Consider the following 20,531-nt stretch of genomic DNA (forward strand, 5'->3'; position numbering starts at 1 on the left):
TGAGTGGGCTGACGAGGGAGGATCCGCTGCGGTGGGTCAGCCCACCGAGTTCTCCATCTGCAGCTCGATGAGCCGGTTGAGCTCGAGGGCGTACTCCATGGGCAGCTCCCGGGCGATGGGCTCGACGAAGCCGCGCACGATCGTGGCCATGGCCTCGGTCTCGGTCAGCCCGCGCTGCATGAGGTAGAAGAGCTGGTCGGCGCTCACCTTGGAGACGGTGGCCTCGTGGCCCATCTCGACGTCGTCGGTGCGCACGTCGACGTAGGGGTAGGTGTCCGAGCGGGAGATCTCATCGACCAGGAGCGCGTCGCACAGCACGTTGGACTTGGAGTGCCGAGCGTTCTTCATGATCCGCACCAGTCCGCGGTAGGCGCTGCGGCCACCGTGGCGGGCGATCGACTTGGAGACGATGTGGCTGGAGGTGTGGGGCGCCATGTGGACCATCTTGGCGCCGGTGTCCTGGTGCTGGTCCGCGCCGGCGAAGGCGATGGACAGGGCCTCGCCGCGGGCGTGGGGGCCCATGAGGAAGACGGCCGGGTACTTCATGTTCCGCTTGGAACCGATGTTGCCGTCGATCCACTCCATGGTGGCGCCCTCCTCGCAGGTAGCGCGCTGGGTCACCAGGTTGTAGACGTTGTTGGACCAGTTCTGGATGGTCGTGTAGCGCACGCGGGCGTTCTTCTTGACCACGATCTCCACGATCGCCGAGTGCAGGGAGTCGGTGGAGTAGATGGGGGCGGTGCAGCCCTCGACGTAGTGGACGTAGGAGTCCTCGTCGGCGATGATGAGCGTGCGCTCGAACTGGCCCATGTTCTCCGTGTTGATGCGGAAGTAGGCCTGGAGCGGGATCTCGACGTGGACGCCCTTGGGGACGTAGATGAAGGAGCCCCCGGACCACACGGCCGTGTTGAGGGCGGCGAACTTGTTGTCGCCGGCGGGCACCACGGTCCCGAAGTACTCCTTGACGAGCTCGGGGTACTCGCGCACGGCGGTGTCGGTGTCCACGAAGATGACGCCCTGCTCCTCCAGGTCGCCGCGGATCTGGTGGTAGACGACCTCCGACTCGTACTGGGCGGCCACGCCCGCCACCAGGCGCTCGCGCTCGGCCTCGGGGATGCCGATGCGGTCGTAGGTGTTCTTGATGTCCTCGGGAAGGTCGTCCCAGGAGTTGGCCGGCCGGTCCGTGGAGCGCACGTAGTACTTGACGGCATCCATGTCGAGCTGGGAGAGGTCCACGCCCCAGGTGGGCATGGGTTTGCGCTCGAAGGTGGAGTAGGCCTTGAGACGCTTGGCCAGCATCCACTCCGGCTCGCCCTTGATGGAGGAGATCTCGCGGACCACCTGCTCATCAAGGCCTCGTTTGGCCTTCTCACCGGCCTCGTCGGAGTCATGCCATCCGAAGTCGTAGCTCGTCGACATCGAGTCGATGATCTCGTCGTCGGTGCTACGCGTGGTCTCGGTTGTCGGCAGTGTCATCGGGTTCCTTCCATTCGCTTGGTCTCAAGGCCTCGCGTCTTAGCCGCCGCCCGGACCGCGCGCTTGCGCAGCGCGGGCATGGCGATCGGAATGTGGGTGGTACAGACGTGCTCGCCTCCGGCCAGGGTGGCCAGACGCTGGACCGGGACGCCGACGAGCCGGGAGATGGCCTGGGTCTCGGCGTCGCACAGCTCGTGGAACTCCCCGGCCACGTCGCGTACCGGGCAGTTGCCCTGACACAGCTGGACGGCGAAGGACCCGTCTCCGACGTCGCGCACCGAGGCCGCGTAACCGTCAAGAGTCAGGGCGTCCGCCAGGGCGCGGGCCCGCTCCGAGGGGTCCTTGCCGGCCGCCTCGACGACGGCGGCGTAGCGGCGCTCGAGGTCACGGCCCCTGGCCGCAGCGAAGGAGTCGACCGCCTTGTCACCGGCCACCTGGGACAGGTAGCGCAGGGCGCGGTTGGCCAGGTCGGAGTAGCCCTCCGCGAAGGAGGTGCGGGCCTTGGACGTCAGGACGTAGTGCCGGGCCGGGCGACCGCGCCCACGCTTACCCGTCTGGGCCGGAGTGTGAACCTCGATCTGCTCAGCGTCCTCAAGGGCCGTGATGTGCCTGCGCACGGCGGCCGGCGTCAGGCTGAGGACCTTGGCGAGCTGCGCCGCCGACACCGGACCCTTCTCAGCGATGAGGTCAAGAACGCGCGCCCGGGTAGAGTCCTCGTCGCTCTGCGCCATGACTGCTCTCCTCCCCTAGTCGCTGACGACGTCTCACGGTCTGCCCCGTTGCGGCCGGTTCGGCCATGCCCTTGTTTGCCAAGTCGGCCAAGTCGGCCAAGCCGGACAGCCCTCAGACAGACCCCAGGGTCGACCTGCGAAGCGTCCCTGGCCGTCGTGCCACGAGTTTAACCAAGATTTTGCTTTCCGAATTCAACACTGGCAAGTTCACGACGGAGCGCCGCAGGGTGGGATTGAACACGTTACCCGATGAAAGGCGGATCTCACTTAGGAGCGCCTAACTAGTTGTCGATCAGGACGTCCGGCCGCTCACATCGAGGACTGCGTTTTCCATCCAGAACGTACTTCTCCCGCAGACGACTGGGGTCAGATCCCAGTCGTCTGCGGGAAGGCGCAGTTCTCGACTGACAGGTACGTTCCCGACCGCAGCCGGCGCGGCCCGACGTTGGCGTGGAGGCCGCTTTGAGCAGCCTGATCCCGACAGAAACGCCCTGTCGCCTGCCTCGCCACCCGGCACAGGGCAGTGAGCTAGGGACGTGCCCAGTCCTGGGCTGGCACCCCGATCGCTCGTTGTCCAGGCAACCGACGACGTAACCCTCTAGTGCCCACCTCTCGGCAAAAGCTCGATGTCCTCCCATGGCAGCAGGTCCGGAGCCGCTCCGACGAACTCACCATGGACGATGTTCTCGAAGCCCGTGAAGACCCACGCCCCATCGCGCAGCTGAAGCAGCTGACCGGCATAGAGGTGCTCTGGGCACACGTACCTGGCGCCATCAATGTCCCAAGGCCCCAGCGCCCCCTCCCCCTCGGCGACCCACACCCCGCCGGGGCCGGGTTCGGCCTTCATGTCGTCACCGCAGGAGAAGATGAGGAGATGGTGGCCGTCAACGCTTCTGCTCTGGGAAACCTCCAGCTGTCCGAAAACCGACGGGCTGGTCAGCGGCGGCCCGATCCGCCAGTGATCCAGGTCATCGGAGACGGCATGACCGATGACGCCGGCACCATAGTGCTCAGCCCCCTTCGCCCTGGCGGTGATGAGCATGTGCCAGCGCCCGTCATACCTGAAGACAAAAGGATCTCTCCAGTGCTCGGCACCAGAGACGTCTGCTTCTCTCTTCTCGTACCATCTGGCGTCCGCCTCCAGAGGAACATTGCACGTGCGTTCAAAGATCACGCCGTCAGTGGAGTCAGCCCAGCCGATGCGCTGAACCAGCCCGTCCTCGGCTCGAGAGATTCCGGTGTAGAAGACACGCATAGCACCGTCGGGCTTGACGATGGTGGAGCCGGTCCAGATCGCCTTGTCGTCGAACCCCGGCCCGTCGGAATGCACCAGAGCATCGGGCAGAAGCTGCCACGTACGCGCATCATCGGAAACGGCGTGCCCCATGGAGGCGCGGAAGTGCCGCCGCTCCGGATCGTGCAACGCGCGCGACGCCCGCAGGAAGAAGAGGTGATAGCGATCGCCGTCGTCACAGATCCAGTGGTCCCACAGCCAGTGGTCGGCAAGATGAAGAGACATGCTTTCCTCAGCCTTTGACGGCAGTGCCTGCCAACGACGCCACGAAAGAGCGCTGAAACAGAGCGAAAATGATAAGAACAGGCAGAGTGATGAGTGTACCGTATGCCATGATCTGCCCCCATACCGGGTTGAGCTGGAAGAAGTACTGCATGCCCACGCTCGCGGGCCGCATTGACTCCTCCTGGATGACCATGAGCGGCCACAGGTAGGAGTTCCACGCCGGCAGCATCGTGATGATGGCGACCGTGGCGAAGGTCGGACCGGACAGGGGCACGACGATCCGTGAGTAGATCGTCCACCAGGACGCGCCATCGACGCGGGCCGCCTCGTCGATCTCCTTCGGGATGTCACCGAAGTGCTGAGCGAACAGGAAGATGGACAGGGCGTTGGCGATGAAGGGCAGGATCTGCACCTGGTAGGTGTTGAGCATCCCCTGCTTGACGAGGAACCCGTCGACCACCCACTGCACCGAGGGCAGCTTGGCGACCCAGTACACGAGCGGCACGGCGATGGTCTCGAAGGGAACCATCAGGGTGGCCAGGACGAGTGAGAGCACGATGCTCTTGCCCTTCCAGCGCATGCGGGAGATCGCGAATCCGATCATCGAGTTGACGATGAGACCGAGCACGACGATCGCAACCGTGACAACGAGCGAGTTCGTGATGAACCGCGCCGCAGGAACTCGCTCGAAGACGCCGGAGTAGTTGTTCAGTGACAGGTGCCCGGTCGGCAGGAACGCCTTGAGGGAGCCGAGGTCGGCGAAGATCTGCTGATCGTCCTTGAAGGAGGAGAAGACCATGAAGAGCAGGGGGAAGACGGCGACGCACGAGGCGACGACAAGGCCGAGATAGGTCAGGGCCCTGGATCGCCTCCTGGTGGCGGCACGACCACGGCGGCGCGGGCCCCCATGGGCGGAATGACGTGCGTCAACGGGCGCGGTCGAGGCGGCGGTTGTCTCAGCGGCCATGTCAGTCCTTCTCCCTGGTGAGCCGGCGCTGGATGAGGCTGATGAGCAGGACGGCGACGAAGAAGATGAGCGAGATGGCGCTGCCGTATCCCATGTCCTGCTCGCGGTAGCCCTTGCGCACCGCGTGATAGACGATCGTCGAGGTGGCGTCCTGGGGACCGCCGGAGGTCATGACGTCGACCTGGACGAACAGGCCCAGCGCGGCGATCGTGATGGTGACGAGGATGAAGACCATTGTCGAGTGCAGGCCCGGCCAGGTGATGTAGCGGAAGCGCTGCCATCCGTTGACGCCGTCGAGGTCGGCGGCCTCGTAGAGAACCGGGTCGATCATCTGCAGCCCGGAGAGCCAGATGATCATGTGGAAGCCGACCGCCTGCCAGATGGACAGCAGGATGATTGCCGGCATCGCGGTGCCGGGGTTGCTGAGCCACGCGACGGCGGTCCACCCGCCCCCGGTGACGGTGTTGAGCATCGAGTTGAACAGTCCGTTGTCCTGGTAGAAGAAGCTCCACAGGATGGAGACGACGACCATCGAGGTCACCACCGGCATGAAGATCATCGTGCGGAAGGCCGTGACGCCCTTGACCTTCTGGTTGACGAGGATCGCCAGTGCCAGGGCGAGACCGGACTGGCAGGGCACGACGATGAGCGCGAAGAAGGCCGTGTTCGTCAGGGACCGGATGAAGGTCGGGTCGTCGGTGAAGGCCCGGACGAAGTTCTCGATCCCGATGAACTGCGGCGGGTTGGGCGAGATGAGGCGGGTGTTGGTGAAGGACAGAATGAAGGTGAGCAGAATCGGGATGCCCATGAAGAGCAGGAGGAGCACAAGTGCCGGCGAGCTCATGAGCCACGCCGTCCGCGCCTCCCGGCGCAGCGCGGCGCTCCTGCCGCGACGCCTCGTGATGGTGGGGGCTGCCATGTCGGTTCCATTCCCGGCGGGACGCTCACGCGCCCCGCCGGATCGATGCTGATGTGGAAAGGTGGTACGGCTACTGTCCGGCCGTACGATCAGGGGGCCCAGTGAGCCACTCGGCTCACTTGGCCTTGTATCCGTCGTTCGACTTGATGTCGGCATTGATGTCCTTGACCGCCTGGTCGAGGGTCGACTTGACATCGGAGCCGGAGACGATGTCACGGGCGGCCTTGTCGAAGATCGAGGAGATGACCTTGTAGCCGGGCGTCGCGGGACGTAGGAGGGCGTACTTCTTGCCGATCTCGTAGACGGGCTCCAGCGGCTTGCCCTCGCCGTAGTACTTCGTCTTCGGGGTGGCGGACTCGATCGACGGGAAAGTGCCGATCGCGTCCGAGTACTGGACGAGGTACTTGTCCTGCATGAGGAACTCGATGAACTTGTTCGCAGCCGCGGCGTTCTTCGAGGAGGAGGACACGCCCCACTGCCAGGAGCCGCCTCCCACGTGCGCTCCCGCGCCGAAGTCGACGGGCGGGAGGATGAGGACGTCGTCGGCCCCGAACGTCTCCTGGGCCTTGAGGACCTTCCATCCTCCTGTGTACACCAGTGGCACCTTGCCCTGTAGGAAGTCCTGACCGTCCTTGGCCGGGGTCTGCGAGGCGTAGTTGGAGGTGAACAACGAGCGGAACCAGGTACCCCACTCGACGGCCTTGTCCGAGTTGAGGAAGCCTTCGGCGGTCCCGTAGGTCTTGCGGTCGATGAGGTCTCCGCCGAAGGACTGGAGCAAGGGGGCGTAGGCGTAGGGCCACCACTCGGCGGTGTCCCACACGGACATGTCGATGGCGTGCTCGAAGCCGTCGAGCTTGGAGAGCTTGTCGAGGGCGTCCATGAACTCGTCCTTCGTCCACGGCTTGTCGATCGTGGGGACGGCGACACCGGCCTGGTCGAAGGCGGACTTGCGGCCGAGGAAGCACAGCGAGGTGTCGTAAGGGCCGACGGAGTAGAGCTTGTCGTTCCAGACTCCCTTGGCCGAGTCGATGACCTTGTCCTGGAGATCCTGGGAAATCGTCAACGGCGAGAGGTACCCGGCCCAGGCCCAGTTCGGCATGATCGGGCCGTCGAGGTCAAGGATGTCGGGCAGGTTGCCGGAGACGGCCGCGGAGGCGATGGCGTCGTTATAGGACTCCTGCGGGAAGGACTTCACCGTGACCTGGGTGTCGGGGTTGGCGGCGTTGAAGTCCTTGACCGCGCTGTTGACGACGTCGAGCTCCTCCTTGTTGCCCCCGTTGTGGGTCCACAGCGTGATGCCGCCGGCGGCGGAGCCGGAGCCCTTGCCGGACTGGGAGGAGCAGGCAGCGAGCGTGGCCGCGACGGCGGCGGCTCCACCGACGGCGAGGAACGAGCGACGGGTGGTCATCATGATGGCACTCCTTTGTGTGTCAGCGTGACTGCTGGGTTGGGGATCTTTCTCCACCCATTGGGCGGAGAGCTGGTGGGTCGACTTCGTAGCGACAGGCCCGAGCCGCGGCTCAGAAGGCGGGCGGCGCCGTGGAGGCGCGCTGGATGAGGGGGCAAGGGAAACGAGTGACGTCCGGCAGCCCGGCGGCATGTCCCGCGGCGAGCTCACGGGTGAGCCACTCGGCCATCTCCCAGTGCGGCAGTCGCATTGTGGTCAGTCGGGGATCGAGGTTCGTGGAGATGAGGGCGAGGTCGTCGAAGCCGATGACGGAGAGGTCCGTGGGGATGGAGATCCCCAGGCGCGCCGCCTGTCGGAAGACACCAGCGGCGAGGGCGTCGTTGTAGCAGGAGACGGCGGTGGGGCGCTCGGACCGGTCAAGGAGCCGGCCGGCGACGGCGTCGACGCTGTCCGGATCAAGCCCACCGACGACGACGAGTGACTCGTCGACTGCGATCCCGGCCTCCCGGAGGCTGTCTCGGTAGGAGTCGGAGCGCTCGCGCACCGCAATGCTTCCGGTGTCGTCGTGCCCAAGGTAGCCGATGCGGCGGTGACCCAGACCGATGAGGTGGGCGACGGCGTCGTGGGCGCCTTGGCGCTCGTCGGGGACAACGCCGGGCACCCCGGGACGGTCGGCAACGCCGTTGAGTACGACGACGTCCTCGATCTGCTCGGGTACGGAGACGACGCGGTGGTACATGGAGGCGATGACCACCTGGTTCACTCGCCGGGCGACCATCTCGCGGACGGCCTCCTCCGCGGCGACACCATCGCGTCCTGCGTCGGTGAGGAGAACCGACCACCCGAGGTCCTGACTGGTGGACAGGACGGAGTCGATCATCGAGACGGCGTAGGGGGTGGACAGGACGCGCTCGCCGATGACCCCTATCGTCTGCGTCCGGCCGTTGCGCATACCCCCGGCGATGGCGTCACGGACGTAGCCGAGCTCCTCGGCGGCCGTGCGGACACGCTCCGCCTTGGGCTCGCTCACGCGCCCCTCGGACTTGCCGGAGAGCACGAGGGAGGCAGCGGCCTTGGAGACGCCGGCAGCCGCAGCAACGTCGGCAAGGGTCGTCATCGTCCCTCTCCCCTTCCTGATGGGAGGTCCGGCCCCGGTGCCGGACACGAGAGAATCATGACCTCAACCACACTCACACGTCAACCGGTTAACCGCATTGAGTCGAGGCGATTAATCGGTTGATGCTCCGGGACGTCGTCCGGCGCACGGGTACCAGACTCTGTACTAGATGGTGAGAACAGATGCTCTTGCGACAGGCGGGCATGAGATCTTGAGCTGGTTGTGGCCGGGAACCTCCTCGACGCCGAGGAGCGCACGCACGCCCGCGGCACCCAGCTCGTAGTGCGGCAGTGACACCGTAGACAGGGGCGGATGAAGATGCGCCGCAATAACCTCTTGATTGTCAAAACCTACGACCGAGACATCATCCGGAACCGTCGCTCCCCGATCTCTCAGTGCGTCGTACAGGCCCATCGCGACACGGTCGTTATGACAGCACACGCCGGTGGCCCCAGAGGCGAGCACCCTCGACCCAGCATCGAAACCGCCCTCCTGATCCGGCTGTACGTCCCACACGAGAGCCGGGTCGACCCTGATCCCGGCAGCTTCCAGGGCGGCACGGTAGCCGGCGAGCCGGCCGATTCGCGCAGGCGAGTCGATCATCGTGTTGATGAAGGCGATGCGACGATGCCCCTGTGTCAGAAGCATCTGCGCGGCAGCCCTACCGCCCTCAAACTCATCCGGGACGACACTCGGCAAGTGACCGGCTTCGTCATAGCAATTGACTAGGACCGACTCCGTCTCATCCAGAGCCTCGGGAGGAACCACGCCTCTGTGGTACCAACGGGAATAGAGAATGCCGCGGACGTTGTACTGCAGCATCATCGACATCGCACGGTTCTCCGCCTCCGCGTTATTCTCCGTGTTGGCGACGAGAAGAATATGACCATGCCGCCACGCCTCCTCCTGGGCGCCGTGGACAATCTGACCGGCGAACGGGGTTGAGGCGATGGAGTCGGCGACGAGCCCGATGAAGGGGCTGCCGCCCTTGACCAAGGTCTTCGCCAGCACGTTCGGGCGATACCCCAGTCTCTCAACCGCGTCCAGGACCCGCCGCCTGGCTTCCGTGCCGATCCGTACACCCTGCTTGTCGTTGACGACGTGAGACACCGTCGTTACAGAAACCCCGGCCTCCTGCGCCACTTGCTTCATCGTGACACGAGAGTCACGCCCGCTCGCCAGATGCACTGGCTCACCCCTTCGTCGAACCGTTCTCAAGCCCGTATATCATAGCCTTACTCAGCACAAGGAACATGAGCAAGAGGGGAGTAACGGTCACGGCGACGGCGGCGAAGGTCGCCGTCCAGTCCGTCTTCCCCATGTTGCCGATGTAGTTCTGCAGTCCGAGCGGAATCGTCTTAAGGCCCTCAGTAAGGACGAATGTGTTGGCGAAAACGAACTCATTCCAGATGAAGATCGCGTTGACCATGACCACGGTGACGACCGTATTGAGAGACATGGGCAAGGTGATTCTGGTGAAGATCCTGTAGGGACCCGCACCATCGATCGAGGCTGCTTCGTAGATCGACTTAGGGATGTAGCTGAAGAACGAAATGAACAGGAACAGCGACATCGGGAGGGCGAATCCGGCCAGCGGGATGATGATCGCGATATGGGTATCCAGAAGGCCTATCTTCGAGTAGTCGACGAACAGTGGTACGAGAGCGATCTGCACGGGGACGACGATCCCCATGAGGAACAGTGAGCGCACAATTCCGGCCCCCCTGAAGCCTAGCACCTGAATGGCGTAGGCCCCCATCATTCCGCACACCACGATGAGAAGGCAGGCTCCGATCGTCACGATCGCGGAATTGAGAATGTAAGTCAGAACGTCCCCTTGCTCGAATGCCCTGAAAAAGTTCTCCAGAGTGAACGACGAGGGGATGCCGAACGGATTGTTCGCTGCAAAGTCCTCGGGCGAACGAACTGATGTGAGGATCAGCCACATGAACGGGTAGACCTGGATGAGCAGGACTAGTCCGAGCAGCACCCTATGAACGATCTGCACCTTGCGCAAGCGCTTGCGCCGCCTGGGAGCCGACATCTGCGGATCAGGGACGAACAGCGGCTTGGGAACGCTCGGTGTTGCGACAGGAACAGTCATGTCAGTCATTCCCCCTGCGAATGATACCAAAGATGAAGGCGACGGCAACGAGACACTCGAGCACGATGAACACGGAGATAGCCGAGGCATACCCGTAGTTCGTGGAGACAAAGGCCGTCTTGTACATGTATGTCGTCACAAGTTCGGATGACTGCCCGGGCCCTCCATTCGTGAGCAGATATGGGATATCGAACCCCCGCAGGCCGTAGGTGACGACCATGACCATGGTCGTGGCCCACACGGGCCGGATATGGGGGAAACGGATCTTGACGAAGACCTTCCAGGCGCTCGCGCCGTCGAGCTGCGCAGCTTCCTCCAGCTCACGCGGCACGGACAGCAGGGCTGCGTAGAAGATGATCGTGTAGAGGCCCAGGAACCGCCACCCCTCCGGGATGGACACTGCCGTGAGAACCGTATGAATATTAGACAGCCAGGGCTTTTCGAGAGCGTCAAGACCAACCATTCCCAGAATGGTGTTGACCAACCCCTTAGGGTCGAAGGAATAGATTCGCTGGAATAGAAGGGCGATCGCGGTGGTCGAGATAACCGCCGGCATGAGATAAAGAACCTTCAGCACCTCACGTCCTCGGGTGATTGTCAGCAGGAGCAGCGCGACTCCGAGGCCGAGGCCCATCTGGATGACGACGCAGATCACCAGGTAGACGAGTTGGTTGACGAAAGCCTTCCAGAACGTGGGATCAGCGGAAAACATCTTGATGTAGTTGTCAATACCGACAAACTGCATGTTCGTAATGCCGTCCCACTTGTAGAAACTCAGAACGAGCGACTGCACGATGGGCAGAAGCACACCACCTCCAAACAAAAGAACGGGTGGCGTCAGGAACACGAGGACGGAGAGTCGAGACCTGTAGGGGAGCATTATGCCTTCTTGTCAGGAGCATCACGGATTGCGGGAGGAGACTGGGCCTAGCGGTGCTGCCTCCTCGGCGTGTTACTGGTTGAAGTATGCAGAGGCGTTCTCGGTGAGCGTGGAGTCCATGGTCGTCAGAAAGTCGTCAACGCTGACGTCGCCCTGGACGAGGAGCACCTGCTCCTGGACGAGTTTGGTATTCGTCGTCGGATCGAGCTGGGTGTCCCACGGCATGAGAGCCGTGCCGGAGAGATTCGCAGCCTCGTCAATCGCCTGCTGGTAGATCGGCAGAGCATTGCCGGGGATGATGGGAGGGGTGTTTGTCGGACCGAGGAGACCCGTGGTCGCATACTTCTCCGGGTAATTCTCCAGAGCGAACTTGAGGAAGTCATGGATGAGGGGATCATACGTCGAGGCATTGACCGCGACACCGATGCCCGACGGAGCGACGTACTCGTGCTCCGAGGTCACCGAGCCAGCAGTGGTCGGAAGCGTGAAATAGGCGATGTTCTTCTGCAGGTCCTCGGGCAGGTCAGTGGTCGCAAGGCTCGGAAGCTCCCATGTACCCATGCAGTACATCGCCGCCTTCCCTGAGGTGAAGAGGTTCTGGGCATCGGTGTAGCCAACGGATGAGAATCCCTTCTGGAACGCACCGGCCTCGCCGAGGTCATGCAACCACTGCGCCATCTTCTTACCCGGCTCGTCGGCGAATGCCGCTTCACCCTTTTTGAGCTTCTTGATGTAGTCCTCACCCTCCATCCGGAAGGGGTAAAAAGCGACATAGCGTTCGAGTGGCCAACCGTCGAGTCCGTCCAGGGCGATGGGGGTGACGCCGCTGGCAGCCAGTTTCCGGCACAACTCGGGGAAATCGTCGAGGGAACGCGGAGCCTCAGCTCCTGCGGCCTCGAAGAGCGCCTTGTTGTACCAGAACACCTCGATTCCGTACTCGAGCGGAATCATGTACAGCGAGCCGTCGTCGAAACGCTGGTAGTCTAGCGCCGCCTTCCGGAAGCTGTCGGTGATACCTAAGTCGTTGAGCAGGGCGGCCACATCGACCATGCGATTCTGCTTCGCGAGCTTCTGAGCAAAGGGGGTCGCATCGGTGTCGAAGAGCTCGGGGAGCTTGTTGGCGGCGGCGAGGGTCTCATACTTCTGGATGTAGGAAGGCCGGTCGGGCGTCGTGATAAGGGTGAGCTTGAAGCCCTTGTGGTCCTTGGCGTACTCCTCAGCGATTTCCTGCATCGTGTTGATGACCGCACCGTTGGCTGCGCGCGACAACAGCCACGAGATCTCGCGAGGCTTGATTTCCCCCTCGGGGTTGATCTGGACGGGCTTCAACGAGGTTGCGCTCTTGCCACCGCACGCAGCCAGAGCGGGTGACGCTGCTGCGGCGAGAGCCAGGGCCAGGAACTGGGATCGCTTGATATTCATGGTCTCTTTCTCCTTTGAAAGGTCTGCGTCTCAAGAACGCGAGTAGGTGGTAAGTGAATGGAGGGTGACGGCCCCGTCAAGGGCCGATAGCCCGACACGGCCCGAGGGATGGTCGTAGACGCTGGTTGACAGCATGACCGCGTCGTCAACGCAGCACTGAAGAAGCTCGTCGCGAATCAGGACATCAATATGGACCCGGCCGGCTGAGAGATCGGTCGGACGCTCGAGCTCGATGAAATGGGGAATGTCACCGGCGACGTGCCACTGCTCGACCCCGGGCGTCCGCCGAGGCCACCGATCGAGCACGGCACGGTTCTGACCGGGCTCGAGCCGGAACATGTAGCCGTTCTCACCTTCGGCGTCGGTGCGCAGCAGAAGGGAGATCTCCCGCGTCCCCTCCTCCCACGACAAATCCGCACTGATGCGGCAGCAGTCCGGCAGCGGCGGTGTCAGTACCTGTGAGGAGTAGGAGGTCGGCACCGAGATCGACACGACGTCGTCAAGAGTCGTCTCCGTGATCGAGTAGGCATTGAGAACTTCATGGGGAAAGCGCATCAACAGCGTGCCGTCCTCGGCCTGGACCGCTTCAAGTGCAGCCATCGTGCCCGCCCACAGCCAAGGACCCGCGTCGGTCCTGCCGTCGCGCGAGGCGATCCAACCGAAGAATATCCTCCGCCCATGCCAGGAAACGGATTTCGCCGCATAGAATCCGCGCCCATCGAGGGAATCATGAGCCGGCGCCACCCACGGGCCTTCAGGGCTTCGCGACATCCGGTACCGGGTGACGAAGCGGTCGGTGAACTCCGAGTACACCAAGTACCACCAGTCACCGATCCGGAAAAGCTCGGGGCACTCCTGAGTGACGAAGCGGTGAGGATCCCACAGCGGGGCGACCGGGGTCCAGTGCGTGAGGTCATCGCTGATCAGCCTCGCCACGACCCCTCGGCGCCGGTCGGGACCCGACGAATGCCGCGCCGCGAGAATGAGGGACCAACCAGTGTCCCCTGGAGTGCGGTACACCTGCGGGTCCCGCCAGTCGGCAGGGTCGTACCCGCTCGGGGCCCCGAAGGTGTCCTCAGGGTGCTTGACCCACCGTTTCATATCTACGCTGGTGGCGTGTGCGACGAGCTGGAGAGGCCTGCCATCGGCGGCCAGCCGATCCGGGTTGCTCGCGGTGTAGAAGAGGTGGAACATCCCATCATCGCTCTGAACGATACTTCCGGTATAGGCATTGAAGTCCTCGGCATCAACGCCTCCGGACGGGAGTGCCTCACCGCAGTCCTCATAGTGGACGAGGTCATTCGTCACCACCAGCGACCAGGGCGTTCCCGGCTTGGGTAGCCGCCTGCGCTCGAGCAGGTAGTAGAGCCGGATCTCCTCCTGGTCGGTCCAGGGAATGACGTCTCCCACCCAATCGGGTTTCGGCCTAAAACAGGTGTCCTGAATCACGTCACTCCTTTGTGGTCAATCGTTTAACCATGAGGATAGAGCACACCTCGACCATGGTCAAGCGTTTGATCAAATCTTCGGGAGGACGTCCTTCTCCCCTGTCGGGCTGCTGCCCCCTGGGAGCCCGGTTAGAGACTCTCCGGGCTCCTGAGCCACGGGGCGTCGGCCGGCCGCAGCTCGGCCCAGCCGCGAGCGCGCGCCTGGGCCGTGGCCAGGACCCCCAGGACGGTGGAGGGGTTGTGCAGGCGGCCGTCCATGACGGCGTCGAGTGCCTCGTCCAGACGGACCCAGGTGGGCACGAACTCGGCCTCCTCGTCCTCGCGGACGGTGCGCCGGTCCTCGGGCAGCAGGCTCAGGTCCTGGGCGAGGAAGATCCGGGCCCCCTCGGTGGTGAAGCCGGGCGAGGCGTAGAACTCGGCCAGCGTGTTCCAGATGGCCGCCTCGTAGTCGGTCTCCTCAGCGAGCTCGCGGGCGGCGGCCACGGCGGGCTCCTCCCCCGCCACGTCGAGCAGTCCCGCGGGGATCTCCCACAGGCAGGCGCGCACGGGATGGCGGTACTGGCGGACCATGAGGATCTCCGCGGCGCCGTCGGCCTGGGAGGATGCCTTGCCCTCGCGCAAGGCGACGACGGCGACGGCGTCGTGATGGACGACGACCTGACGGGCCACCGGCTCCTGACCGGGTCCGAGGCGCACCTGGTCGGCGTCGACGGCGAAGATCGGCCCGCTCCAGACCCGCTCGCTGGAGACCAGCTCCCGCCCCGACTCGCGTACGTCGACGAGCCTGCTCGTGTCGCTCACGACGTCGTCATTCTCGGCGGCCCTGCTGTCCGTTCTGTCCACGCTCGGCTCCTTCACTCGTTGTCCGCGTCATCGCTGCACGCATCGACGTAGTTGATGGTATCGCCGCTGTCGCTGCTGGCAGTGGTGAAGCACTCGGCCGGTTCATCACCCGGGACGACATGTTCCCCACGCCGGTGAGAGGCGTAGACCTCCCGACGACGATCCAGTCCTGCGCGCACAAGCGCGGCGAACAGCGGGTGGGCTCGGGTGGGACGGGAACGGAACTCAGGATGGGCCTGGGTGGCAACGTAATATGGGTGCCGGCTGCGGTCGAGCTCAACGAACTCAGTGAGGCGACCGTCCGGGGAGGTTCCGCTGACTCGTAGCCCTACCGAGGCCAGGCGCTCCCGGTAGTCGTTGTTGACCTCGAAGCGGTGGCGGTGGCGTTCACTGACCTCATTGGTTCCATACGTCTCAGCAACGATCGAGCCTTCCGCCAGAACCGCCGGGTAGGAGCCCAGGCGCATGGTGCCTCCGAGGTTGCCGTCACCGTGGAGGATCTGGCGCTGGGAGTCCATGGTGGCCACAACCGGATCAGGAGTCTCAGGCTCCATCTCAGCGGAGGAGGCCGCGCTCAGGCCCAGGAGGTTGCGAGCGGCCTCGATGACCATGCACTGCAGCCCCAGGCACAGCCCGAGGGTCGGGACGCGGTGCTCCCGGGCCCAGCGCAGAGCACCGACTTTGCCCTCGATCCCACGTACACCGAAACCTCCCGGTACGACGATCGCGTCGACGCCCGCGAGGGCCCGCTGGGCTCCCTCAGGGGTCTCGCAGACGTCAGAGGCCACCCAGCGGATGTCGACACGGGCGTGGTTGGCGAAGCCGCCGTGACGGATCGCCTCGGAGACGGACAGGTAGGCGTCGTGCAGGTCGACGTACTTGCCTACGAGCGCCACCTCAAGGCGGTGTTTGGGGGCGTGGACACGTTCAAGCAGGCTGTTCCACTCGGTCCAGTCGACGTCACGGAAGGTCAGGCCCAGCCGCTGGACGAGGTAGGCGTCCAGGCCCTCACGGTGGAGGGTTGGAGGAACCTCGTAGATGCTGGCGGCATCCTTGCACTCGACGACGGCGTCACGGTCGACGTCGCACATGAGTGCCACTTTGCCCTTAATCCCCTCAGGAAGGTGCCGATCGGTGCGCAGGACGAGGGCGTCGGGCTGGATCCCGATGTTGCGCAGTGAGGCCACCGAGTGCTGGGTGGGCTTGGTTTTGAGCTCTCCAGCGGCGGGCAGGAAGGGAATGAGGGATACGTGGACGAAGGCGACGTTGTCGCGCCCCAGATCGGCGCGCACCTGTCTGGCCGCCTCGAGGAAGGGCTGGGACTCGATGTCTCCAACGGTGCCGCCGATCTCGGTGATGATGACGTCGGGGAGGTTGCCGTCGTCGTCGGGCTCGGCCTGAGCGCGCATGACACGCTTGATCTCGTCGGTGATGTGCGGGATGACCTGGACGGTGTCGCCGAGGTACTCTCCGCGCCGTTCCTTTGCGATGACGGTGGAGTAGACCTGTCCGGTGGTGGCGTTTGCCTTGCCGGAGAGGTTCACGTCGAGGAATCGCTCGTAGTGCCCAATGTCGAGGTCGGTTTCGGAGCCGTCGTCAGTGACGAAGACCTCGCCGTGCTGGAAGGGGTTCATCGTGCCGGGGTCGACGTTGATGTAGGGGTCCAGCTTCTGCATGACAACGCTGATGCCGCGGGCCCGTAGGAGTCGCCCGAGGCTAGCGGCAGTCAGTCCCTTGCCGAGGGAGGAGACGACGCCGCCAGTGACGAAGATGTGGCGCGGTACAGGGACCTGAGTGGACTGAAGACGTGAGGCTGCGTTGATCACGGAGTTTCAAGGTAACAGGCCCGGCGAAACCTGCCCGACGCACGAGCGTCCTGCTGACGTCATCTGCGCTCAGTCCTGAGCCAGAGCTGCTTGACGCAACTGGACCGCGAGGTCCTCGAGCCCGGGAAGGCGCCCCGCCGCCTCGTGAGCGCGCTCGGCGGCGCGGGAGCGGGCCTCGGGGTCGCTCAGGAGGGTTCCGAGCGCCTCGGCGATGGCCTGGGCCCGGGGAGCCACGAGGACGGCTCCTCCCCTGGCGGTCACGGCGGTGCCGCCGACGTCGGTGGCCACGATCGCGGTGCCTGAGCGCAGGGCCTCCTGGATGGTGAGGGGCTGGCCCTCCCACAGGCTGGTCTGGACGACGACGTCAGCGGCCTCCATGAGGGCCGGAGCATCGGTTCGCCGCCCCAGGAGGGTGACCGGGAGCTGCTCGGCGGCGATGCGCTCAGCGGCTTCCTCGCGGCCGGGGCCGTCCCCGGCGAGGGCCCAGGTGAAGGCCGCCAGCCGGCCGGCGTCGACCTCGCGGGAGAGGATCGCGGCGGCCTCGAGCAGCAGCGGCAGGCCCTTCTGGGGAGCCAGGCGGGCGACGGTCAGGAGGCGGGCGCCCTCCTGCGGCCAGGCCTCCTCCGGCGCAGCCGGGTCGGAGGGGGCCGGTTCGGTGGGCTGCTGTGGGGGCGCTGCCGGAATGATGGCGAGTTCGACGCGTGGGGCGCCGAGCTCCCGGGCCCGTTCGGCCAGGTCGGGGCTGACCGCCAGGATGAGGTCGGCGCGTCGGGCGATGAGCCGCTCGAGCCTCTCCCCCACCAGGGTGGTCAGGCGTCCCCCGATGGTGAGGTTGTGGAGGGTGACGACCAGGCGGGTGCGTCCGCGGCGGCGTCGTCCCAGGGCCAGGGCGGCCAGGGCCCCGGCTCGCAGGCCGTGGGCGTGAACGACGTCGGCGCGCCGTCCCAGCCGACGCAGCCTGGCCACGGCCAGGGAGTCGTTGAGGCTGGGGCGGGGGCCGATCTCGAGTGCCTCGGCGCGAGCCGGCTCAACATCCAGTGTGTCAAGGACCGCGGCGGGCGCCTCGACGATGACGTCGTGGCCGTCGGCGGCCAGGAGCCGGGCGCAGTCGGCCAGGTGGGCCCGCACCCCTCCGGCGGCCGATCCGCACACCTGGAGGATCCTCCGGCGCCCGGCGTGCGTGCCCGGCGCGGCACCGGGCTCGTTCGTGGCATCGACACCGCTCATGGTCTCTCCTTGTCATCCTTCGTTCTCACCGTCGCCCTCCCACCGCGTACCGATGCCAGGAGGCTGCGGTCGGCCAGGTGGATGACCACCAGGACGAGGGCTGCGGCCGCAGCAGCACCGATCACGGCGGTGACAACGGCCAGGGGCAGGGAGGTGACGCGGGTGGTCGCCGCACGCACAGCCGGCCCGGCGGCGAGGGCCACGGGCAGCCCTGCGACGAGCGCCGTCAGGGTCGCGCGCAGCACCCGGCGCCCCATGACCCGGGCCAGAACGACCAGCAGGCTCACCCCCGCCACTGTCATCCCAATGGTCGTGCCCATTCCCAGGGCCACGAGGGTGGCGCGCCCGTCCCCGCCCGAGGGCGCCATGAGGCGCACGCAGGCAGCGCTGGCCACCGCCACGGTCAGCCAGCCGGCCGCGGTGGCGTGGGCGGCGGGCCGAGAGCGGTCGGCGGCGAACAGGACCCGGGTGACCTGGTAGATGAGGGCGTAGCCGATCAGTCCCGGGGCCAGGACGGCCAGCGCCTGGCCCATCCCGTCGACCTGCTTGAAGGAGAAGAATCGCTCGGCGGCGGCGCTGGCGGCCAGGAGCATGGCGGTTCCGGCCACGGCGACGGCGGTGACCAGGGCCGTTGAGGTCGCCACCAGGCGCGTGACGTCCTCCCCGCCTGTGCCACCGGGCCTGCTCGGCGAAAGCTCGCTGGCCTCGAAGGCGGCGGTCAGACGGGGGTAGAGAACGGTGGCCACCGGGACGGCCAGCACCGCGTAGGGAAGGACGTAGACGGCCTGCGTGTACTGGTAGACCGCCGCGGTGCCGGTCTGCCCGCCCCAACGGGCCATAGCCAGGACCACCAGGACACTCACCTGCTGAGCCAGGATCGTCCACACCCCGGCCCCACCGAGCCGCAGCGCCCGCCGGGCCTGGGCGCCCCCCAGTCTCAGGGTGGGGCGCAGTCCCAGCCCCAGCCGGTGGACCGGCCACAGCAGCGGCAGGCTGAGCGCGGCCACCCCGAGGGTCGTGCCCCAGCCCAGTACCTGGAGGGCGAGGCTGGAAGCGGCTGCGTCCTCACCGCCGGCCAGCACCCCGTAGAGCCCGTAGGTCGCCATGACCACGAGGCTGGAGAGCATCGGTGTCAGAGCCGGCCAGGCGAAGCGGTTGTGAGCCTGGAGGACCCCGGTGAGGACGACCGCCACTCCGTACATGGGCACCTGCAGGGCGAACATACGCAGGAAGGAGGCGACGAGCTCGTGCTGGAGCGCCGGGTCCACGCCCTGGGAGGTGGGGAACAGGGAGGCGATCGGTGCGGCCAGGACGATGAGCCCCAGGGACAGCGGGGTCAGGACCGCCAAGACCAGACCCAGCAGCCCCGAGGCGGTGGCGGTGACCTCCTCGCGCCTGCCCGCGGCGATCGGTGCGGCCAGGAGCGGAACGACCGTGGCCGCCAGGACCCCTCCGACGACGACCTCGTAGAGGGTGTTGGGCAGCTGGTTGGCCGTGGTGTAGGCGCCCGCCACCGTGCCGGTGCCGACGGTGGCGGCCTGGACGAGCCAGCGCAGGAACCCCAGGACGCGGGAGACGAGGGTCAGGCCGGCGACGGACCCGGCCGCTGAGAGCAGGCCGCCGTGGCGTTGCCGGGATGCCATCAGGGGCGGCGTCCCAGCCCGTCGAGTGCGGCCAGCACCGGGGTGTCGGTGATGACGCGGGAGAAGGAGATCTTCTCGCTGGCCAGGATGAGGCTCACCCCGCTCAGGGCGGCCCCGGCGCGCACCGCGGCGTGGGGGTGGCACGCCAGGGCGGTTCCCAGCAGGGCGCCGACGGCGTTGGCCCCGGTGTCCCCCAGCATCGTGTTCTCCAGGAGGTCCTCCGGCAGGGCCGTGAGGCTGACTCCCAGGGTGCCCGCGGCCAGCATCCGGGTGGGTTCACCGTCGCGTCCGGTGGTGGCCAGCAGCGGGGCGCTCACGATGCAGGCGGTCTTGAGCGCCCGTCCGGGGCGCAGGTCGAGCAGGTTGAGCAGGTTCGCCCAGGCTGCAATGACCACGGCGCTGGACGCGGCGTCGACGGCGCTGGACGCCAGCGGACGTGCGCCTGTGCCCGAGCTGCGGTGGCGGGCCAGGAGGACACCGCCGACAAGTGCCCCTGAGCCGATGACGGCGATCTTGAGGGCTCCGGTGGTGACGCGTCCGTGGGCGAGGGCGGTGAGGTGGCCCTTGAGCCCTTTGGCGGGGGTGTCGCCGTCGTGGGCCCCGGCATCGAGGTCGTCGACCAGGCCGGCGCACCCGCCGGCCGCCGCCGCAAGGGTGGCGGCGAGCCCTACCCGTGAGGGAGAGGCCGTCCTGGCCCGCAGGAGTCTGCCGGCCTCGATCCCTGCCGTCACGGCGCCGGCTGCGGCCCCGACGCCCCCGCGCAGGCTCACGGTGCGGCCGTGGAAGTTGGTGCGCTCCAGTCCCTGGGCGATGGGCGCCAGACAGGCGGACCAGGACAGGGCGGTGCCCGCCGCCTTGAGGCCCACCCTCGCCAGTCCTCGGGCGCAGGAGCTTACTCGCGTGATCGTGCCAGCCATGATCTCAGCCTAAGGCAGTACGAGGACGGATCGCGGCGTCGCCACTCATGACGCGGCCGCAGCCCCTGAGTCGGCTGAGTCGCC

Annotated in this window: 17 protein-coding genes; all 17 read right to left on the minus strand. The window is 65.9% G+C overall.

The window, feature by feature from the left end:
- Positions 1-36: 36 nt before the first annotated feature.
- On the minus strand, positions 37-1,476 hold the full coding sequence (gene sufB, locus HMPREF2883_RS01675) for a Fe-S cluster assembly protein SufB (RefSeq protein WP_070658610.1): 1,440 nt from the start codon (positions 1,474-1,476) through the stop codon (positions 37-39).
- Entirely contained in the window at positions 1,473-2,207 is a 735-nt protein-coding gene (locus tag HMPREF2883_RS01680) for a helix-turn-helix transcriptional regulator (RefSeq protein WP_070658612.1), read from the minus strand. Before HMPREF2883_RS01680 ends, sufB begins: the two co-directional genes overlap by 4 nt.
- 598 nt (positions 2,208-2,805) lie before the next feature.
- Positions 2,806-3,726: a glycoside hydrolase family protein gene (locus tag HMPREF2883_RS01685; protein WP_070658614.1), complete on the minus strand. Its 921-nt coding sequence runs from the start codon at positions 3,724-3,726 to the stop codon at positions 2,806-2,808.
- 7 nt (positions 3,727-3,733) lie between these two features.
- On the minus strand, positions 3,734-4,693 hold the full coding sequence (locus HMPREF2883_RS01690) for a carbohydrate ABC transporter permease (RefSeq protein ID WP_070658620.1): 960 nt from the start codon (positions 4,691-4,693) through the stop codon (positions 3,734-3,736).
- A 1-nt stretch (position 4,694) separates the two neighbouring features.
- Positions 4,695-5,612 (minus strand): carbohydrate ABC transporter permease, encoded by a 918-nt coding sequence (locus HMPREF2883_RS01695; protein ID WP_070658622.1) that lies wholly within the window; start codon positions 5,610-5,612, stop codon positions 4,695-4,697.
- Positions 5,613-5,727: 115 nt separating this feature from the next.
- Positions 5,728-7,023, minus strand: coding sequence for an extracellular solute-binding protein (locus HMPREF2883_RS01700; RefSeq protein ID WP_070658624.1), 1,296 nt, complete (start codon positions 7,021-7,023; stop codon positions 5,728-5,730).
- Positions 7,024-7,132: 109 nt separating this feature from the next.
- Entirely contained in the window at positions 7,133-8,137 is a 1,005-nt protein-coding gene (locus HMPREF2883_RS01705) for a LacI family DNA-binding transcriptional regulator (protein ID WP_070658626.1), read from the minus strand.
- Between the two features lie 165 nt (positions 8,138-8,302).
- On the minus strand, positions 8,303-9,289 hold the full coding sequence (locus tag HMPREF2883_RS01710) for a LacI family DNA-binding transcriptional regulator (RefSeq protein WP_070658656.1): 987 nt from the start codon (positions 9,287-9,289) through the stop codon (positions 8,303-8,305).
- Between the two features lie 40 nt (positions 9,290-9,329).
- Positions 9,330-10,241 (minus strand): carbohydrate ABC transporter permease, encoded by a 912-nt coding sequence (locus HMPREF2883_RS01715; RefSeq protein WP_070658628.1) that lies wholly within the window; start codon positions 10,239-10,241, stop codon positions 9,330-9,332.
- 1 nt (position 10,242) lies between these two features.
- On the minus strand, positions 10,243-11,121 hold the full coding sequence (locus HMPREF2883_RS01720) for a carbohydrate ABC transporter permease (protein WP_070658630.1): 879 nt from the start codon (positions 11,119-11,121) through the stop codon (positions 10,243-10,245).
- Positions 11,122-11,193: 72 nt separating this feature from the next.
- Complete coding sequence (locus HMPREF2883_RS01725) at positions 11,194-12,543, minus strand: ABC transporter substrate-binding protein (protein WP_070658632.1); 1,350 nt, start codon at positions 12,541-12,543, stop codon at positions 11,194-11,196.
- Between the two features lie 30 nt (positions 12,544-12,573).
- A complete protein-coding gene (locus HMPREF2883_RS01730) occupies positions 12,574-13,992 on the minus strand; it encodes a glycoside hydrolase family protein (protein WP_070658633.1) in 1,419 nt (472 codons plus the stop codon).
- 128 nt (positions 13,993-14,120) lie between these two features.
- A complete protein-coding gene (locus HMPREF2883_RS01735) occupies positions 14,121-14,792 on the minus strand; it encodes an NUDIX domain-containing protein (RefSeq protein ID WP_101587970.1) in 672 nt (223 codons plus the stop codon).
- Between the two features lie 53 nt (positions 14,793-14,845).
- Positions 14,846-16,660: a CTP synthase gene (locus tag HMPREF2883_RS01740; RefSeq protein WP_070658635.1), complete on the minus strand. Its 1,815-nt coding sequence runs from the start codon at positions 16,658-16,660 to the stop codon at positions 14,846-14,848.
- Between the two features lie 69 nt (positions 16,661-16,729).
- Complete coding sequence (locus HMPREF2883_RS01745; protein WP_070658636.1) at positions 16,730-17,887, minus strand: glycosyltransferase family 4 protein; 1,158 nt, start codon at positions 17,885-17,887, stop codon at positions 16,730-16,732.
- Positions 17,884-19,530, minus strand: a complete 1,647-nt coding sequence (gene murJ / locus HMPREF2883_RS01750; RefSeq protein WP_070658637.1) for a murein biosynthesis integral membrane protein MurJ — start codon at positions 19,528-19,530, stop codon at positions 17,884-17,886. The genes HMPREF2883_RS01745 and murJ overlap by 4 nt, the downstream gene beginning before the upstream one ends.
- Positions 19,530-20,447 carry a hypothetical protein gene (locus tag HMPREF2883_RS01755; RefSeq protein ID WP_070658639.1) on the minus strand — a complete coding sequence of 306 codons (918 nt, stop codon included), beginning with the start codon at positions 20,445-20,447 and terminating at the stop codon, positions 19,530-19,532. Before HMPREF2883_RS01755 ends, murJ begins: the two co-directional genes overlap by 1 nt.
- Positions 20,448-20,531: the final 84 nt, after the last annotated feature.

This window comes from Actinomyces sp. HMSC075C01 (assembly GCF_001812965.1).
Lineage (GTDB): Bacteria > Actinomycetota > Actinomycetes > Actinomycetales > Actinomycetaceae > Actinomyces > Actinomyces acetigenes.

What these genes read in the sequence shown, in the direction of transcription:
- sufB (WP_070658610.1), bottom strand. Translation starts at nt 1,476, where the DNA reads ATGACACTGCCGACAACCGAGACCACGCGTAGCACCGACGACGAGATC.
- HMPREF2883_RS01680 (WP_070658612.1), bottom strand. Translation starts at nt 2,207, where the DNA reads ATGGCGCAGAGCGACGAGGACTCTACCCGGGCGCGCGTTCTTGACCTC.
- HMPREF2883_RS01685 (WP_070658614.1), bottom strand. Translation starts at nt 3,726, where the DNA reads ATGTCTCTTCATCTTGCCGACCACTGGCTGTGGGACCACTGGATCTGT.
- HMPREF2883_RS01690 (WP_070658620.1), bottom strand. Translation starts at nt 4,693, where the DNA reads ATGGCCGCTGAGACAACCGCCGCCTCGACCGCGCCCGTTGACGCACGT.
- HMPREF2883_RS01695 (WP_070658622.1), bottom strand. Translation starts at nt 5,612, where the DNA reads ATGGCAGCCCCCACCATCACGAGGCGTCGCGGCAGGAGCGCCGCGCTG.
- HMPREF2883_RS01700 (WP_070658624.1), bottom strand. Translation starts at nt 7,023, where the DNA reads ATGATGACCACCCGTCGCTCGTTCCTCGCCGTCGGTGGAGCCGCCGCC.
- HMPREF2883_RS01705 (WP_070658626.1), bottom strand. Translation starts at nt 8,137, where the DNA reads ATGACGACCCTTGCCGACGTTGCTGCGGCTGCCGGCGTCTCCAAGGCC.
- HMPREF2883_RS01710 (WP_070658656.1), bottom strand. Translation starts at nt 9,289, where the DNA reads ATGAAGCAAGTGGCGCAGGAGGCCGGGGTTTCTGTAACGACGGTGTCT.
- HMPREF2883_RS01715 (WP_070658628.1), bottom strand. Translation starts at nt 10,241, where the DNA reads ATGACTGTTCCTGTCGCAACACCGAGCGTTCCCAAGCCGCTGTTCGTC.
- HMPREF2883_RS01720 (WP_070658630.1), bottom strand. Translation starts at nt 11,121, where the DNA reads ATGCTCCCCTACAGGTCTCGACTCTCCGTCCTCGTGTTCCTGACGCCA.
- HMPREF2883_RS01725 (WP_070658632.1), bottom strand. Translation starts at nt 12,543, where the DNA reads ATGAATATCAAGCGATCCCAGTTCCTGGCCCTGGCTCTCGCCGCAGCA.
- HMPREF2883_RS01745 (WP_070658636.1), bottom strand. Translation starts at nt 17,887, where the DNA reads ATGAGCGGTGTCGATGCCACGAACGAGCCCGGTGCCGCGCCGGGCACG.
- murJ (WP_070658637.1), bottom strand. Translation starts at nt 19,530, where the DNA reads ATGGCATCCCGGCAACGCCACGGCGGCCTGCTCTCAGCGGCCGGGTCC.
- HMPREF2883_RS01755 (WP_070658639.1), bottom strand. Translation starts at nt 20,447, where the DNA reads ATGGCTGGCACGATCACGCGAGTAAGCTCCTGCGCCCGAGGACTGGCG.